This window comes from Pseudomonas edaphica (assembly GCF_965277385.1).
GTDB classification, from domain to species: domain Bacteria; phylum Pseudomonadota; class Gammaproteobacteria; order Pseudomonadales; family Pseudomonadaceae; genus Aquipseudomonas; species Aquipseudomonas edaphica.
The window spans coordinates 2,201,547-2,216,338 of record NZ_OZ255725.1 but is presented as its reverse complement, the minus strand read 5'-3'; the positions used below and the strand labels follow the sequence as shown (position 1 = coordinate 2,216,338).

Here is a 14,792-nt window from a genome sequence, read left to right as displayed (position 1 = left end):
TCACGCGTCCTTCTGCTTGGTGCCGAAGATCTTGTCACCGGCATCGCCCAGGCCTGGGATGATGTAGCCGTGTTCGTTCAAGCGCTCGTCGATGGAGGCGGTGTAGATCTGCACGTCCGGGTGAGCCTTTTCGACGGCAGCGATGCCTTCGGGTGCAGCCACCAGCACCATGGCGCGGATGTCCTTGCAGCCAGCTTTTTTTAGCAGGTCGATGGTGGCAACCATGGAACTGCCGGTGGCGAGCATCGGGTCGATGATCATTGCCAGGCGTTCGTTGATTTCCGGGACGAGTTTTTCCAGGTAGGTGTGCGCCTGCAAGGTTTCTTCATTGCGAGCCACGCCCACGGCGCTGACTTTGGCGCCCGGGATCAGGCTGAGCACGCCTTCGAGCATGCCGATACCGGCGCGCAGGATAGGCACTACGGTGATTTTCTTACCGGCGATTTTCTCTACTTGTACGGGACCGGCCCAACCGGGGATCTCGTAGGTTTCCAGCGGCAAATCCTTGGTCGCTTCATAAGTCAGCAGCGCTCCGACTTCCTGAGCAAGCTCACGGAAATTCTTCGTGCTAATGTCGGCACGGCGCATAAGGCCGAGTTTGTGTCGGATCAGCGGGTGGCGGATCTCGCGAGTGGGCATGGGAAAGGCTCCGGCGGCGGGCAAAAAAACCGGCCTAGATTAATCTATCCGAGGGTGTTGTCCTATAGACATCTAGTACGTTAGTCCATTAAGGCTTGATCGTTGCGCCTCACATGCGTACCTTTGCCCGCTTTTCTTGCCACAGCACCCCCTTGGAGAGCGCCATGTCCGCTGATCTCGAGCATATCCGTCAAATCATGCGCGAGGCTGACTGCCTGTACACCGAAGCGCAAGTCGAAGAAGCGATCGCCAAGGTCGGCGCACACATCAGCCGCGAAATGGCCGACACCAACCCGGTGGTCTTCTGTGTGATGAACGGCGGCCTGATTTTCGCCGGCAAATTGCTGACTCATCTGCAATTCCCGCTGGAAGCCTCCTACCTGCACGCCACCCGTTATCGCAACGAGACCAGCGGCGGCGACCTGTTCTGGAAAGCCAAGCCGGAAGTGTCGTTCATCGACCGCGACGTGCTGATCATCGACGACATCCTCGATGAAGGTCACACCCTGGGCGCGATCATCGACTTCTGCAAACATGCCGGCGCGCGCAAAGTGCACACCGCCGTACTGATCGACAAAGACCACGACCGCAAAGCCCGTCCGGACCTCAAAGCCGATTACGTCGGCCTGCCGTGCATCGACCGCTACATCTTCGGTTACGGCATGGACTACAAAGGCTACTGGCGTAACGCCAATGGCATCTATGCGGTTAAAGGGATGTAAACCATGGTGCGCTTTCTTGATCAGACGCTGTTCGCGCAATTGGCCGAGAAAGCCGCCGCCAGCCCTCGCGGCCGGCACCATCACAACTTCCATCAGATGGAAGAACCCTGCCATCGCCTGGCCGTTGGCCTGCAACCCGACACCTATGTGCCGCCGCATCGGCACCTGCGTGCCGACAAGGCGGAAACCCTGTTGGTGCTCAAGGGCAGCCTCGGCTTACTGGTGTTCAGCGATACCGGCGAGGTGATTGCCAAGCGCATTCTGCAGGCGGGCGGTGAGTGTGCAGGCGTCGATCTGCCGCCAGGCGTGTTTCATGGCCTGGTGGTTCTGGAGCCTGACAGTGTGATGTTTGAATGCAAGGCCGGGCCGTATCGCCCGATAGGCGAGGGCGAGTCACCCGACTGGGCGCCCCGCGAAGGCGATGCCGGTGTGGCCGAGTATCAACGCTGGATGCTCGCCCAGTTCGATTGAGCTACAGTGCTCGGCCTTCTTCTACGGAGCGGCCCATGAGCCTGTTGACACGCACCTGCGCCGCCCTGGCGTTGACTCTCAGTTTGCCACTGGCTGCCGCGCCCGCGCCGATGCACAGCCAGTTCCTGCCGCCCGATGACCTGACCCTGCGTGCGCAAACGCCCGACCAGCAGCAACTGCTGCAAGTTACCGAATATGCGGTGGTGGTGGGTAACCAGCGGCAGTCGACGCAACAGCCGATTCCGGTGACCTCGCCGTTGATGATCCGCCTCAAGGGGAAATCCCTGAACAAGGGCGCGACGATCAGTCAGGTGGTGCTCAATTTTGATGCCGAAAGCAAAAGCCTGAAAAAGCCGATGTTCGATGACGCCAGCAAAACCCTGACCCTGTCTTACCCAATGGCGCAATATCGAGTGATTGTCGACCTGCTGCGCAATGACACGGTGTATGTGCAGTTCCTCAGTTATGCCAATGGGCATATCTGGGCGGATCTGCATACCGGCGCCGTACGCGCAAAGTAATTAAGCCGAATGCAGTCAATGTGGGAGCTGGCTTGCCTGCGATGGCGGCGGGTCAGTTGGCCCAACTGTCACTGATGCACCGCTATCGCAGGCAAGCCAGCTCCCACATGAGTGTTTGGTTGTTTTCGAAGGTGGTGTCTGGCAGGTAGACTCCCAATCCCGTGTAAATGTCTGCAGGCTGGAGTCGGTAATGCGTAAAGATAAGAAACAGGTGATTGGTGACGAGATCGGCGACGACCAGATCAAGTTGTTCCTGGATTTTGAGCCAGTCGACGCGACTTCACCGTCCCTGCACAAGCTGATCAAGGCCTACCGTGGCCTGCGTATCGACGACTTCGAGCGCTTCCTGGGCTTTTTCAAGGAAGCTGGCCTGGACCTGGATGGTAAGGACGAGCACGGCAAGACCTTCGTCGAGCTGATCAAGGACCAGCGCAACGCGCCTGAGTACATCGCGCTGATCGAAAACGCTCGCGGCTGATTATCCCGGCCACAAAAAAACGCCCCGAGGGGCGTTTGATCGTTCCCACGCACCGCGTGGGAATGCCTGCAGTGACGCTGCGCGTCACGACCTCAAGCGTAGCTCTCGGCCTCGTTGCTTTGCTCAACCAGCTCCAGGCTGATGTTGTTCTGCGCATTGATCTTGCGATACAGCTCAGCGTCCGTCTCCAGCACTTTTTCCCTCGCCGGGAAGATCTCGTGCAGCTTGGCCGCCCACTCACCAGCAGCCTTGGCCGGGAAGCAGCGCTCGATCAGTTCCAGCATGATCGAAACCGTCACCGAAGCACCTGGGGATGCGCCCAGCAGGGCTGCCAGCGAGCCGTCTTTGGCTGCGACCAGCTCGGTGCCAAATTGCAGCACGCCGCCTTTTTTCGGGTCTTTCTTGATGATCTGCACCCGTTGGCCGGCCACTTCCAGGCGCCAGTCTTCGGCTTTGGCTTCAGGATAGAAGCGGCGCAGGGATTCCAGGCGCTGCTCCATGGACTGCATCACTTCGCTGACCAGGTATTTGGTCAGGTCCATGTTGTCGCGAGCGACCGCCAGCATCGGGCCGATGTTGCCGGCGCGAACCGACAGCGGCAGGTCGAGGAACGAGCCGTGCTTGAGGAACTTGGTGGTAAAGCCGGCGTATGGCCCGAACAGCAGGGATTTCTGGCCATCGACCACGCGGGTGTCCAGGTGCGGCACCGACATCGGTGGCGAGCCCACGGCGGCCTGGCTGTAAACCTTGGCCTGGTGGTGCTTGACCACTTCCGGGTTGTCGCAACGCAGCCACTGGCCACTGACCGGGAAGCCGCCGAAGCCTTTGCTTTCTTCGATGCCCGAAGCTTGCAGCAGCGGCAGGGCCGCGCCACCGGCGCCGAGGAACACGAACTTGGCGTCGACTTCGCGGGTGTTGCCGCTGTTGACGTCCTTGATGCTCACGGTCCAGCCCGCGCCATTGCGCTTGAGGCCGGTAACGCGCTTGCTGTACTTGACCTGGGCATCCGGTGCGCTGGTCAGGTGCGACAGCAGTTGGTTGGTCAGGGCGCCGAAATTGACGTCGGTGCCGTTCATCACGCGGGTGGCCGCGATTTTTTCGTCGAGCGGGCGGCCCGGCATCATCAGCGGCATCCACTCGGCCATCTCATTGCGGTCTTCGGTGTAATGCATGTCCGAGAACGCATGGTGCTGGCTGAGGGTTTCAAAGCGTTTCTTGAGGAAAGACACGCCTTTGTCGCCTTGCACGAAGCTCAGGTGCGGCACCGGGCTGATAAAGGACTTGGACGAGCCAAAGGTGCCCTTTTTGGTCAGGTACGCCCAGAACTGCTTCGACACCTCGAACTGGGTGTTGATGTGCACGGCTTTCTTGATGTCGATGGAGCCGTCGCCAGCCTGCGGCGTGTAGTTCAGCTCACACAGCCCGGCGTGGCCGGTGCCGGCGTTGTTCCACGGGTTGGAACTCTCCGCGGCACCCGAATCCATCAGCTCAACGACTTCCAGCTTGAGGCCGGGGTCGAGCTCTTTGAGCAATACGGCCAGGGTGGCACTCATGATGCCGGCCCCTACCAGTACTACGTCGACTGCTTCGTTATGCGCCATTTAACGCGTCTCCAAAATCTGCAGCACCAAATTGACGGCATGGCTGCCAGGAGTGACGGGGCGGTTCACGTGTTGCCCCAGGTTACCCATGGCCAGGATCGCCATGTCCGTTTCGCAATTCTTTGCAACTTCAGCACACGCTTCCTGCCAGGCTAATCTGCCTATGAACGCATTCATGGGCGCCTGTGGCAATTCGACTTATGGTCAAAGCGTGCGATTTGTGCAATCAATCCGTAGCGGACAGGCTCAAGCTCCGGTGTTTGAGGAGTACTCGGTCCTGTGTGGTTGGGCTGTTCCAGACGCTGATGGTGCTTGTACAAACGCCAAACTATTCATTTGCTCGCCACACTCTTGTGAAGTTGTGAAAACCCGTTTTTTCACGCTCTTTTGAAGACGTGAACCTCAAAAAAGGGCTGCCCCAGCCTGGCACCTGGCCCGTAAACCCCTGCCGACACGCGGCAAGACGGGCAAACAACTCAAGTGGCCGAGCGCAATGGCAGCTCTGGCAGATTCGGTAAAGAGGGGTGGTTTGCAAAGAAAACAGCAAGCGCGCCAGCTTCACTCGATCTGTGTGGGCGGCTCTCTGTGGGCGATTGGGGGGTTAATACCGAGGCATTAACGATGCTGCGAGGCCCGATCAGGAGACGTCCTTATAATCGGGGGGAGATTGTAGCGAAGAACGCCAGGGAAATGGGCGTGTTTTGTGACTTTTATTAGGGCGTTCAGGAAGCCAGTGCGTGCCGCGAGTGCGTGTGGGCAACCCGTGGGCTGATTCGGGCGTTCATTGGCAGTGGGCGGTGCATCCAGCCCAGATGTGTTTCCGAGACTTCCACCCAGCCCTCGCCCACGGGTGGCAGGCTGCACTGCTTGAACGCCACGCAATGGCCATTGGCATCGAGCCGTGCGTAGTGGCGATGGCGGGGGTGGGACATGAACAATGATTTAAGAAGGCGCATGGCTTTGTACCTGTTACGTTACATGCTTGAAGGTTGCCAGTGTGCCATGACAGTGGAGTGACGAAATTATGCGAAATTGTAATTTCAGCCCGCCTTCAGCTGCCGTTCAGGATGGCTGGTGAGTGGCCCACATGCGCCGTTATACTGGCGGCCTGTTTGCACCTAGTCCTGGAGAAATGAGTATGTTGCAACGCCTGTTGTTCGGTTTGATCACTGTGACCAGTTTGACCCTGGTTGGCTGCGCCAACAGCCCGCAACAACTCAGCCCGCAACCTAAAGTCACGGCGCAACTGGCGCCTGTCGGCCACGGCCAGCCGGTATCGGTGCGCGTGGTAGATGGTCGTCCTTCGCCAACCCTGGGTTCCCGTGGTGGTCTGTACCCTGAGACCGCGCTGATTTCGGTACAAGGCCAGGACGTGCTGCCCAAGCTGCAAGCCCAGGCTGAAGCCGCCGTGCGCCTGCTGGGCTTCACCCCGGCCAACTCGCCGGGCGCGCCGCAGTTGACCATCACCCTGGCTGAGCTCAAGTACCAGTCGCCCAAAGAAGGCCTGTATGTGACGGAAGCCTCCATCGGCGCGACCTTCAAGTCCGACGTCAGCGCTGGCACACGCCGCTACAGTGGCCGCTACGGCGCGTCCCTGAACCAGCGCTTCGGTATGTCGCCGAACCAGGAAACCAACACCAAGCTGGTCAGCGACGTGTTGAGTGATGCCCTGACGCGCTTGTTCAAAGACCCGAGCATCGGTTCGCTTCTCAACGCGCAGTAACCGTCAGGCGGGCGCGCAACGCCCCGATCGCCGGGCTCAGCAATGAGCCCGGTTTTTTTATGCCTGTAGCCTTCATGCAGCCGTTTCGACATAAAAGTCCAGCACACTCACGCCAGTGAGCAGGTCCAGCTCCGGCAGGTCGGCATGTTGGTGCCCGCCGAGCGCGCAATACACCAGCCAGTGGCGGTCCTGGACGTTGAATGCGAGGCCGCCGACCAGCGCTTCCTGTTCATCGTTCTGGGCCATCAGGTACAGCCGATCCTGGTTTTGTGCGTGCAGCATGACAAGCTCCCAAGCGTTCGAAGGGCAACAGAGTGGCTTGTTAAGGTGACGTTCAGGTGACGCTGTAAATTACTGGATACATTAACCGTACATGGGGGACGGAACGTTTCAGCGGCAGGAGGCCAATATCATTCAGGTTTGTATCTGAATTGATACCAAGACACTCGTCTACCGAGGTTTGCGATGGCGCTGCCCGCACTGCTGATCAATGCTGTGGCTTTATTGGTGGCCTGCCCGGGTGCAGCGCTGCTGTTCATTACCCGCCTGCGCGAGCAGCGAGCGCTGGCCGACCTGACCGCCCAAAGCGAAGACCGCGCGATCGACCAACCGATGTTGTTTCTGGATGTGCGTACCGAACGGTCGCATCGCCTGGCTTACCGCGTCGGGTTTGCCTGCCTCGGCCTGGCGCTGGCCGTGTCCTGGCTCAGCACCCACCTCTAAAACCACCGAAAGACCAATGTGGGAGCTGGCTTGCCCGCGATAGCAGTGTGCCAGTCGATAGATTCGGTTCTGACACGCCGCCATCGCGGGCAAGCCCGCTTGTGTCTTGATCTGGGAATAAACTCTGAGGTGAGAGGGGTGGATGGCAAGCTGTGAGTCCGCGGTGCTAGAAGCACGAGTGGGAGCAAAGCTGCCATCCACCTTTCCACTCTGGCCGACAAGCCCGAACAGTTGGACGAGCACCACTCGAATCACAAGCGTGGGCATAGCCAGAGCACTCTCACTCCTGAGTGTAAGAGGGTTTTGCCATGATTTCCTGGGTCGGCATCGATATCTCTAAATTAAACCTTGTTGTCTGGGTTCAACCTCAGAAAGAAGGCTTCGAGATTCCAAACACATCTGAAGGCTTTGTTGAGCTGATCAAACGATTGAGCTGCTATGAGGTTGGCCGGGTATTGCTGGAGGCCACGGGAGGCTACGAGCGCCAGGTCATGGCGGCACTGCAACAGACGAATTTCCAAGTGCTCCGAATCAATCCTCGTCGGGCCAGAGCCTTCGCGGTGGCCATGGGCAAAAATGCCAAGACCGACCCGATTGATGCGGCAGTTCTGGCTGATTTTGCCGAAGTGCTGCATGGGTCTCACGAAAAGGTCATTTCTCCTGAGCGCGAAGCTCTGCGCGAACTGATCCAATTACGTGAGCACTTCGTTCAGCAGCGCGACGACAATAAGCGTCGACTTCAGCAGGCTCAGTTGCCAACCGTTGTCAGCGCTACCAAAGATCATATTCGCTACCTGCAAGCGCAGATCAAAGCCCTGGAAAAACACCTCGTTCAGGGCATGTTTGATTTGGATGCAGAAAAGGCCAGGCGACTCATGTCTGTGAAGGGGATTGGCAAAGTCGCGGCCGCCAGTTTGCTGGTTTACTTGCCGGAGTTGGGCGAGTTGGATCGCAGAGAAGTGGCGGCGTTAGCAGGCATAGCCCCTTACAACGACGACAGCGGAAACCACAATGGAAAACGGCAGATATACGGAGGAAGAACCCGTGTCAGGCATGCGTTATACATGTCGAGTTGGGTTGTTATCCGCTTTCAAGCAGACTTTAAAACGCGCTACGAGGCTCTAAGGGAGCGAGGCAAGAGCGCGAAAGTCGCGCTCATCGCCTGCATGCGGATACTGCTGATCAGACTAAATGCCATGCTGCGAGACGGTACAGAATGGCGCTGACGGACGGTGGGTTAAGACAGTTGCTCCCACATTTTGGTTTGGTATTTACAGAGGAATCCCGGCCTTGACCCGGTATTGATTCCTCACCGGCGTCGCATACTGCGTCACCAAGTACGGCCGGTGTTCCACCGGGCATTCATTCAAGCGCCGCTCCCACTCCGCTTTGGCCTTGGCCAGCTCATCGGCCGGGAACACCTCGGCTGCCGCCGGCACCTGCAATTGCGGGTCGGCGTCGCTCCACTGCGCATACGCCAGGTAATGCACCGGGAACAGGCGATAACCGCCGAGAATCTGGCGGTCCATTTCTACGGCCAACAGTTTGGTGTCTTCAAAGCGTTCGGTGATCGGCGGTGCGAAGTTCACGTGCACGCGGCCCTTGTAGCCGGTAATGCCCAGCGCAATGCTCACATCGTCTTCACCTGGCGCCTTGCTGTAGGTGCCGGTGGTGGCGCGGATATAAAGCTCGCGGGCCTTGGCGCTGTCGCATGGGTCGTATTCATAGCTGATCGACACCGGCGTCAGGTTCAGCGACTGGATCACCTCTGCAAACGGCTCGTCCTTGCGGCTGACGTGGAACATCTTGAGGATCGCCGACTCGGTGCGATCATCCCCGTCCTTGGCCCGCCCTTCGGCCTGGGCGATCCAGATCGACTGGCAGTCGTTGCGGATCGAATGGTTGATATAGGCCGACAGCAGGTTATACGCCGCCATCTTCTCCTTTCGCCCGGTGATCGAGCGGTGCACGATAAAGCTCTTGTTCAGGCGCATCAGGTCGCTGACAAACGGCTTTTGCAGCAGGTTGTCGCCGATGGCGATGCGTGGCGTCGGCAGGCCGGCGTGGTACACGGCATAGTTGACGAAGGCCGGGTCCATCACGATATCGCGGTGGTTGGCCAGAAACAGATAGGCGGTGCCGGACTTGAGCTGCTCGACGCCGGTATAAGTCACGCCGTCGGTCGCCCGATCTATGGTGTGATCGACGTAGTACTCGACTTTGTCCTGCAGCGTGGCCACGGTGGTGACGCCGGCAAATTCACGGCGCAGTTTGCGGGCGATCATCGGCTTGAGCAGCCAGCCCAGGGCGCCGGCAAAGCGCGGGAAGCGAAAGTGAGTCAGGATGTCCAGAAAGGCCTTGTCACTGAACAGGCGCGCCAGCACGGCCGGGACTTCGCTGTCGTTGTAAGGTCGGATGGTATCGAATTCGCCCATCATGCTCTCTTGTTAGAAACGGCTAGGGTAAGTAAAGGAAATATCAGGGTGCGGCCGCAATATTGGCTCTGCCGTGAATAGCCCTGTAAATAGACCGGCGATTATACGCACAAGTCACCTGGGAGACCGCGATGGAAGAGGAGTCGTACGAATGTCCTTATTGTGGAGAGGTGGTCACGGCGTTGCTGGACCTGTCGGGAGGCGATCAGCAATATATAGAGGATTGCCCGGTGTGCTGCCGGCCGATTACTTTCGAGCTACAGGTGCATGATGACGAATGGATGCTGAACGTGCGCAGCGAAAACGAGTAACAGGTACACCCCATGCAGCGAATCTACGAACCGGAAAACCTGATGGAGGGCGAGCTGCTGCAACAGATGCTTGCCAGTGAAGGCATCGAGGCGCACCTGGTGGGGCGCCATTTGCTGGGTGGGACCGGCGAGTTGCCGATCTTCGGCCTGTTGGGCCTGGAAGTCGACAACGACCAGGCCGCCTACGCCCGCGAATTGATTACGGCCTATAACGGCGCGCAACCCATGCCCGGCGATGAACCCGACAGCTTCCCCGACGTGTTGGTCTGTTAGGCTGTCGGTCGGTTTACCCCAAGAGTCGTGTTGCCCCATGTGTGGACGTTATGCCCTGTTTCGCTGGAACCCTTCCTTTGCTGCCTTGCCGGGCTTCCCGGCCGACCAGCAGGCCCAGTGGAACATCTCCCCGAATGATTCGGTGCTGATCCAGCGCCTGAGCGAAGGCCAGCGCACCCTGGCCCGTGCGCGCTGGGGCCTCACGCCACCGTGGCTCACCGACCTTTCGCGCACGCCAGCCCACGCGCGCGCCGAAACCCTGGCCGAACAACCGATGTTTCGCGAAGCCTTGCGTCAGCGCCGCTGTTTGCTGCCGGCCAACGGTTTCTACGAATGGCGCGGCACCCAGCGCAAACGCCCGTATTGGCTGACGCCGGGTGAAGGCTCGACACTGTTTTTTGCGGCGATCTGGGAGGCTTATCCGGTGCAGGAGCAGGTGTGGCTGAGTACGGCGGTGGTGACCCAGGCCGCGCAGAGTCAGCGGCGGCCGTTGATTCTGGATGCGGCAGGGCAAGAGGCGTGGTTGAATCCTGAGACGCCGCTGCACGTGTTGCAGGGCTTGTTGGCCAGCGAGCCTGCCGCGTTGCGCGAGCGGGTGTTGGCCAATATGGTCAATGATCCGAAGTTGAATGGGCCGGAGTGTCTGACCCCAGGTTGAGGTTGGCTTTGCTGGCCTCATCGCAGGCAAGCCAGCTCCCACATTTGAATTTGTGAATACATTCAACATGTGGGAGCTGGCTTGCCTGCGATAGCAGCCTTAAAACCTACGAAAACCTTAAACCTTGAACTGATTGATCAATCGCCGCTGCTGCTCCGCCAACTTGGTCAGATCCGCACTCGCTGCGCTGGACTCATCCGCACCGCCCGCCACCTCATTGGCCACCTGGCCGATATTGATCACATTGCGATTGATGTCCTCGGCCACGGCGCTCTGCTCTTCGGCCGCGCTGGCGATTTGCGTGTTCATGTCGTTGATCACCGACACCGCCTGGGTAATGGTCTCCAGCGCTTCGGCCGCTTTCGCCGCGTGCTGCACGCTTTCGTCGGTACGGTTCTGGCTGTCTTCCATCACCCGCACCACATCCCGCGTGCCTTGTTGCAGCTGCTGGATCATGGTCTGGATTTCTTCGGTGGCCTTCTGGGTTTTCTGCGCCAGGTTGCGCACCTCATCGGCCACCACCGCAAAGCCACGCCCTTGCTCACCGGCGCGGGCCGCTTCGATGGCGGCGTTGAGCGCCAACAGGTTGGTCTGCTCGGCAATCCCGCGAATCGCCGTGAGGATCGCGTTGATATTTTCGCTGTCCTTGGCCAGGGTTTGCACCACACCGACCGCCTTGCCGATTTCTTCAGCCAGCGCGCCGATGGAAGTGGACGTGTCGCGCACAATACGCATGCCTTGGCTTGCGGCCTGGTCGGCATGGCTGGCGGCTTGCGCGGCCTGGGTGGCGTTGCGTGCCACGTCTTGCGCAGTGGCGGTCATTTCGTGCACAGCGGTGGCCACCTGGTCGATCTCGACCATTTGTTTATGCACGCCCTGGTTGGTGCGAATCGCGATGTCGGCGGTGTGTTCTGACGAGTCGCTGACCTTCTGCACCGAACTCACCACCTGAGTGATCATGCCCTGCAACTTGATCAGGAAGGTATTAAAGCCGTTGGCAATCGCGCCCAGCTCATCGGCGCGATCACTGGTGAGGCGGCGGGTAAGGTCGCCTTCGCCCTGGGCGATATCGTTGAGCATGGCCACCATTTGCTTGAGCGGGCGGGCGATGCCATGGCCCACCAGCCAGATCACCAGCAAACCGATACCGGCGATCAACAGGCCGACCATGGCCATGCCGAAGGTGTCGGTCTTGCGCTGGGCTTGCAGGTCGCTTTGCAGCTTCTGCGAGTCGGCCATTACCGCACTCAGCGGCAGTTGCAGCATCAAGGTCCAGCGCGCTTCGGCCTGACCGATGTTGAAGGGCAGGAACAGCTCGATATGCCCGTGCTCCTTGTCGATGTCGTAGCGCACTTCGCCGACTTTCAACTGGCCGAGGTTGGCCAGCTCGTTGCTGTCGAGCAGGTCGCTGGCTTTTTCGCCAAGCTTGCTGGCGTCCTTGGTATAGGCCACCAGGCGACCGTTGCTGGAGATCAGCGCCAGTTCGCCGGCGCCGTTGTACAGGTTCTGGTCGGCGCGGGTGAGCATGTCCTGGATGAAGTTCACCGACAGGTCGGCGCCGACGATGCCCTGGAACGTGCCGTCGACCATGATCGGTTCGATAAACGAGGCGAGCATCACCATCGCATTCCCGACTTTATAAGGCGCCGGGTCGATGGCGCAGGGCTTCTTGCTCTCTTTGGAGCACAGGTAGTACTCACTGGCGCGCACGCCGGTGGACAGGATCTTCTGATCGTTGACGTCAGCGAGCTTATCCAGGCCCAGGCTGCCATCGGCGTTGCGGTACCACCACGGCAGGAAACGGCCGTCGGTGCCCATGCCGACAATCGTGGTGTTCACGTAGGCAGCGTCGTTATGGTCGATGGCATTGGGCTCCCAGCCGATGTAGGCGCCGAGGATTTTCGGGTTGCGCACCACGGTTTCATGCAGCAGGTTGATCAATTGCTCGCGGCCGACCTGCAGCGCGGGTTCGCCCTTGGCGTCTTTCATCGCCAGCAGGGCATTGGCGGTGGCCAGGCCTTTGGCGGTCACCAGTGGTGCCTCCAGTTCGCGCTGAATCAGCGTGGCCTGGGTTTGCGCCAAAGCGGTGAGGCGCTGCTCGATGATCTGCTCAAATTGCGCCTGGGTTCGCTCCTGCACCAGCTCCTGGGTGCGGGCACCGGCAAACACTGCATAGAGCACCAGCACTGCGACCACACTCAGCACGATGGCCCCGGTCAATGCGGCGACAGAAAACTGAATCGACTTGAATTTCATGGAGGCTCCAGGCGCAGGGCAGGTGGGCTGCCTTTTTGTATCGGCCATGGGCACTGGAGGCTTAAGGCTTGGCGGGCGAAATAGTGCGAGATGTCGCAAACGGGCAGTTCGCCGCCGCTGTGGGGGTGTGGGATGTATCTGAAAGTTAGTGGTTACACGTCGTGTGTATCTGGCGCAGATACACATGACCGCCTAGGATACGCGCCAGGATTTCAGGGAGAGCGTCATGAAAAAGTCATTGGTGGTAAGTGTACTCAGTGCAGCGATGCTGCTGGCCGGTTGCCAGGTGGTCAACACCACCAGTGGCGGTGCCGTTGGCGTTGAGCGCAAGCAATATATGTACAGCCTGTTGTCGAGTCAGGAAGTCGACCAGATGTATGCCCAGTCCTATCAAAAGACCTTGGGCGAGGCGAGCAGCAAAGGTGTCGTCGACAAGACGAGTGCCAACGCCAAGCGCGTGCAAGCGATTGCCAAGCGTTTGATCGTGCAAGTACCGGCGTTCCGCCCGGACGCGGCGCAGTGGCAATGGGAAGTGAACCTGATCAAAAGCGACGAGATCAACGCTAACTGCGGGCCAGGCGGCAAGATATTCGTATACAGCGCGCTGATCGACGACCTCAAATTGACCGATGACGAGTTGGCGGCGGTGATGGGGCATGAAATCGCCCACGCCTTGCGCGAGCACAGTCGTGAGGCCATGTCCAAAGCGTACGGTATCGAAATGGCCAAGCAGGGCGCCTCAGCCTTGTTGGGGTTGGGCCAAGACAGTATGGCGATTGGTGATGCTGCCGTTAAATACGGCCTGACGTTGCCCAACAGTCGCGGCAACGAGAATGAAGCCGACTTGATCGGCCTGGAGCTTTCGGCCCGCGCCGGCTACAACCCGAATGCCGCGATCACCTTGTGGAACAAGATGGCCAAGGCTTCCCAGGGCGGGACGCCCGAGTTCATGAGCACTCACCCGGCCTCCGACAGCCGAATCGCCTCGTTGCAGGCGGCGATTCCGAAGGTGATGCCGCTGTACCAGCAGGCCAAAAAGTCCTGAGTTAACGCGGTCCAGTGTGGGAGCCGGGCTTGCCCGCGATGCAGGCGACTCGGTTTGTAAGGTGTACCGAGGTGATGCCATCGCAGGCAAGCCAGCTCCCACAGGTTTACATCGGGTTTAGATCCAGCCGCTGCTTTGCATGGCCTTGTACACCGCCACCACCGCCAGGACGAAAAACGCCGTAGCCGCCAGTCGACGAATCAAAGTCAGCGGCAGTTTTTCCGCCGCAAAATTCCCCGCCAATACCACCGGCACGTTGGCAATCAGCATGCCCAGCGTGGTGCCGATAATCACCAGCCACAACTCCGGGTACTGCGCCGCCAGCATCACCGTGGCGATCTGGGTCTTGTCACCGATTTCTGCGAGGAAGAACGCAATCAGCGTGGTCAGGAACGGCCCGAACTTGCGCGTGGTACTGGCTTCGTCATCGTCGAGTTTGTCCGGCACCAAAGTCCACAGCGCGGTGGCACAGAAGCTCGCTGCGAGGATCCAGTGCAACACCGCATCCGAGAAGAAACTGCCGAACCAGGCCCCCACGGCACCGGCGGCCGCATGGTTGGCCAGGGTCGCGGCGACAATGCCGGCGATGATCGGCCAGGGTTTGCGAAAGCGTGCGGCAAGGATGAGCGCGAGCAGTTGCGTCTTGTCGCCGATTTCGGCCAAGGCAACGATTGCGGTAGGAACGAGTAATGAATCCAGCATCAGGTAGGTTTCCAGGGGCGGGCCGACACGGCTATGACACGTACAGCCTTCCCGCCCCGGGTAAGGTGTGCGTGTCATAGGTCTTGTCAAACCCCGGTCCGTCTGTGCGGACTCCTGGGTCGCATACGCCATGGTCTGTTGACCAAGTATGTTGACGTATGCCGGACGAGCATGGCGCTCGTGGGAGACTACTCCCCTAGGACGGAGCGGATTCTGCCTAGGCAAAACCCATTC

18 protein-coding genes, 1 pseudogene and 1 riboswitch are annotated in these 14,792 nt (G+C 59.5%); of the genes and pseudogenes, 11 read left to right on the top strand and 8 right to left on the bottom strand.

The features are described from left to right. Positions 1 to 639 (bottom strand): uracil phosphoribosyltransferase, encoded by a 639-nt coding sequence (upp, locus tag ACQY47_RS10025; protein WP_017138223.1) that lies wholly within the window; start codon positions 637 to 639, stop codon positions 1 to 3. Positions 640 to 803: 164 nt separating this feature from the next. Between upp and ACQY47_RS10020 the strand changes: the two genes are divergently transcribed. The 4 genes from ACQY47_RS10020 to ACQY47_RS10005 all read left to right on the top strand — a co-directional run bounded on the left by ACQY47_RS10020 (position 804) and on the right by ACQY47_RS10005 (position 2,831). After that, positions 804 to 1,361: a hypoxanthine-guanine phosphoribosyltransferase gene (locus tag ACQY47_RS10020; protein WP_003216150.1), complete on the top strand. Its 558-nt coding sequence runs from the start codon at positions 804 to 806 to the stop codon at positions 1,359 to 1,361. A gap of 3 nt (positions 1,362 to 1,364) precedes the next feature. Continuing rightward, entirely contained in the window at positions 1,365 to 1,832 is a 468-nt protein-coding gene (locus ACQY47_RS10015) for a WbuC family cupin fold metalloprotein (protein ID WP_428557034.1), read from the top strand. 35 nt (positions 1,833 to 1,867) lie between these two features. Continuing rightward, positions 1,868 to 2,353, top strand: coding sequence for a hypothetical protein (locus ACQY47_RS10010; protein WP_177033655.1), 486 nt, complete (start codon positions 1,868 to 1,870; stop codon positions 2,351 to 2,353). A gap of 190 nt (positions 2,354 to 2,543) precedes the next feature. Continuing rightward, positions 2,544 to 2,831 carry a PA4642 family protein gene (locus tag ACQY47_RS10005; RefSeq protein WP_428557033.1) on the top strand — a complete coding sequence of 96 codons (288 nt, stop codon included), beginning with the start codon at positions 2,544 to 2,546 and terminating at the stop codon, positions 2,829 to 2,831. Between the two features lie 92 nt (positions 2,832 to 2,923). Here ACQY47_RS10005 and mqo read toward each other — a convergent pair whose 3' ends face one another. Next, positions 2,924 to 4,432, bottom strand: a complete 1,509-nt coding sequence (gene mqo, locus ACQY47_RS10000) for a malate dehydrogenase (quinone) (RefSeq protein WP_428557032.1) — start codon at positions 4,430 to 4,432, stop codon at positions 2,924 to 2,926. Between the two features lie 722 nt (positions 4,433 to 5,154). Continuing rightward, positions 5,155 to 5,388 (bottom strand): hypothetical protein, encoded by a 234-nt coding sequence (locus ACQY47_RS09995; protein ID WP_428557031.1) that lies wholly within the window; start codon positions 5,386 to 5,388, stop codon positions 5,155 to 5,157. 182 nt (positions 5,389 to 5,570) lie between these two features. Between ACQY47_RS09995 and ACQY47_RS09990 the strand changes: the two genes are divergently transcribed. After that, the gene (locus tag ACQY47_RS09990) at positions 5,571 to 6,155 is read left to right on the top strand and encodes a YajG family lipoprotein (protein WP_017138217.1); all 585 of its coding nucleotides are present in this window, start codon (positions 5,571 to 5,573) and stop codon (positions 6,153 to 6,155) included. 72 nt (positions 6,156 to 6,227) lie between these two features. On the opposite strand, the gene ACQY47_RS09985 is transcribed toward ACQY47_RS09990, so the two are convergent. Continuing rightward, positions 6,228 to 6,437, bottom strand: a complete 210-nt coding sequence (locus ACQY47_RS09985) for a hypothetical protein (RefSeq protein ID WP_056859008.1) — start codon at positions 6,435 to 6,437, stop codon at positions 6,228 to 6,230. Between the two features lie 183 nt (positions 6,438 to 6,620). Between ACQY47_RS09985 and ACQY47_RS09980 the strand changes: the two genes are divergently transcribed. Both ACQY47_RS09980 and ACQY47_RS09975 read left to right on the top strand, forming a co-directional pair. Then, positions 6,621 to 6,878, top strand: coding sequence for a hypothetical protein (locus tag ACQY47_RS09980; RefSeq protein WP_017138215.1), 258 nt, complete (start codon positions 6,621 to 6,623; stop codon positions 6,876 to 6,878). A 308-nt stretch (positions 6,879 to 7,186) separates the two neighbouring features. Further along, a complete protein-coding gene (locus ACQY47_RS09975; RefSeq protein ID WP_017139096.1) occupies positions 7,187 to 8,104 on the top strand; it encodes an IS110 family transposase in 918 nt (305 codons plus the stop codon). 45 nt (positions 8,105 to 8,149) lie between these two features. Here the strand turns inward: ACQY47_RS09975 and ACQY47_RS09970 are convergent, their stop codons facing one another. Further along, positions 8,150 to 9,313 (bottom strand): 1-acyl-sn-glycerol-3-phosphate acyltransferase, encoded by a 1,164-nt coding sequence (locus tag ACQY47_RS09970; protein ID WP_026013785.1) that lies wholly within the window; start codon positions 9,311 to 9,313, stop codon positions 8,150 to 8,152. 131 nt (positions 9,314 to 9,444) lie between these two features. Here ACQY47_RS09970 and ACQY47_RS09965 point away from each other — a divergent pair, with 131 nt between their 5' ends. The 3 genes from ACQY47_RS09965 to ACQY47_RS09955 are packed head-to-tail and all read left to right on the top strand — an operon-like array spanning position 9,445 to position 10,555. Further along, the gene (locus ACQY47_RS09965; RefSeq protein WP_017138213.1) at positions 9,445 to 9,624 is read left to right on the top strand and encodes a CPXCG motif-containing cysteine-rich protein; all 180 of its coding nucleotides are present in this window, start codon (positions 9,445 to 9,447) and stop codon (positions 9,622 to 9,624) included. Between the two features lie 12 nt (positions 9,625 to 9,636). Beyond that, on the top strand, positions 9,637 to 9,897 hold the full coding sequence (locus tag ACQY47_RS09960) for a putative signal transducing protein (RefSeq protein ID WP_017138212.1): 261 nt from the start codon (positions 9,637 to 9,639) through the stop codon (positions 9,895 to 9,897). A 37-nt stretch (positions 9,898 to 9,934) separates the two neighbouring features. Next, positions 9,935 to 10,555, top strand: coding sequence for an SOS response-associated peptidase (locus ACQY47_RS09955; protein WP_056859005.1), 621 nt, complete (start codon positions 9,935 to 9,937; stop codon positions 10,553 to 10,555). 117 nt (positions 10,556 to 10,672) lie between these two features. On the opposite strand, the gene ACQY47_RS09950 is transcribed toward ACQY47_RS09955, so the two are convergent. Both ACQY47_RS09950 and ACQY47_RS09945 read right to left on the bottom strand, forming a co-directional pair. Then, positions 10,673 to 11,416 (bottom strand): methyl-accepting chemotaxis protein, encoded by a 744-nt coding sequence (locus tag ACQY47_RS09950; RefSeq protein ID WP_371319328.1) that lies wholly within the window; start codon positions 11,414 to 11,416, stop codon positions 10,673 to 10,675. 114 nt (positions 11,417 to 11,530) lie between these two features. Next, positions 11,531 to 11,725: pseudogene (locus ACQY47_RS09945) on the bottom strand (HAMP domain-containing protein); the annotation flags it as partial. A gap of 1,312 nt (positions 11,726 to 13,037) precedes the next feature. On the opposite strand from ACQY47_RS09945, the gene ACQY47_RS09940 reads away from it, so the two are divergent. Then, on the top strand, positions 13,038 to 13,856 hold the full coding sequence (locus tag ACQY47_RS09940) for a M48 family metallopeptidase (RefSeq protein ID WP_017138210.1): 819 nt from the start codon (positions 13,038 to 13,040) through the stop codon (positions 13,854 to 13,856). A 117-nt stretch (positions 13,857 to 13,973) separates the two neighbouring features. Here ACQY47_RS09940 and ACQY47_RS09935 read toward each other — a convergent pair whose 3' ends face one another. After that, positions 13,974 to 14,558, bottom strand: coding sequence for a TMEM165/GDT1 family protein (locus tag ACQY47_RS09935; protein WP_016974259.1), 585 nt, complete (start codon positions 14,556 to 14,558; stop codon positions 13,974 to 13,976). Positions 14,559 to 14,646: 88 nt separating this feature from the next. Next, a riboswitch (yybP-ykoY riboswitch) is annotated at positions 14,647 to 14,768 on the bottom strand. Between the last annotated feature and the right edge of the window lie 24 nt (positions 14,769 to 14,792).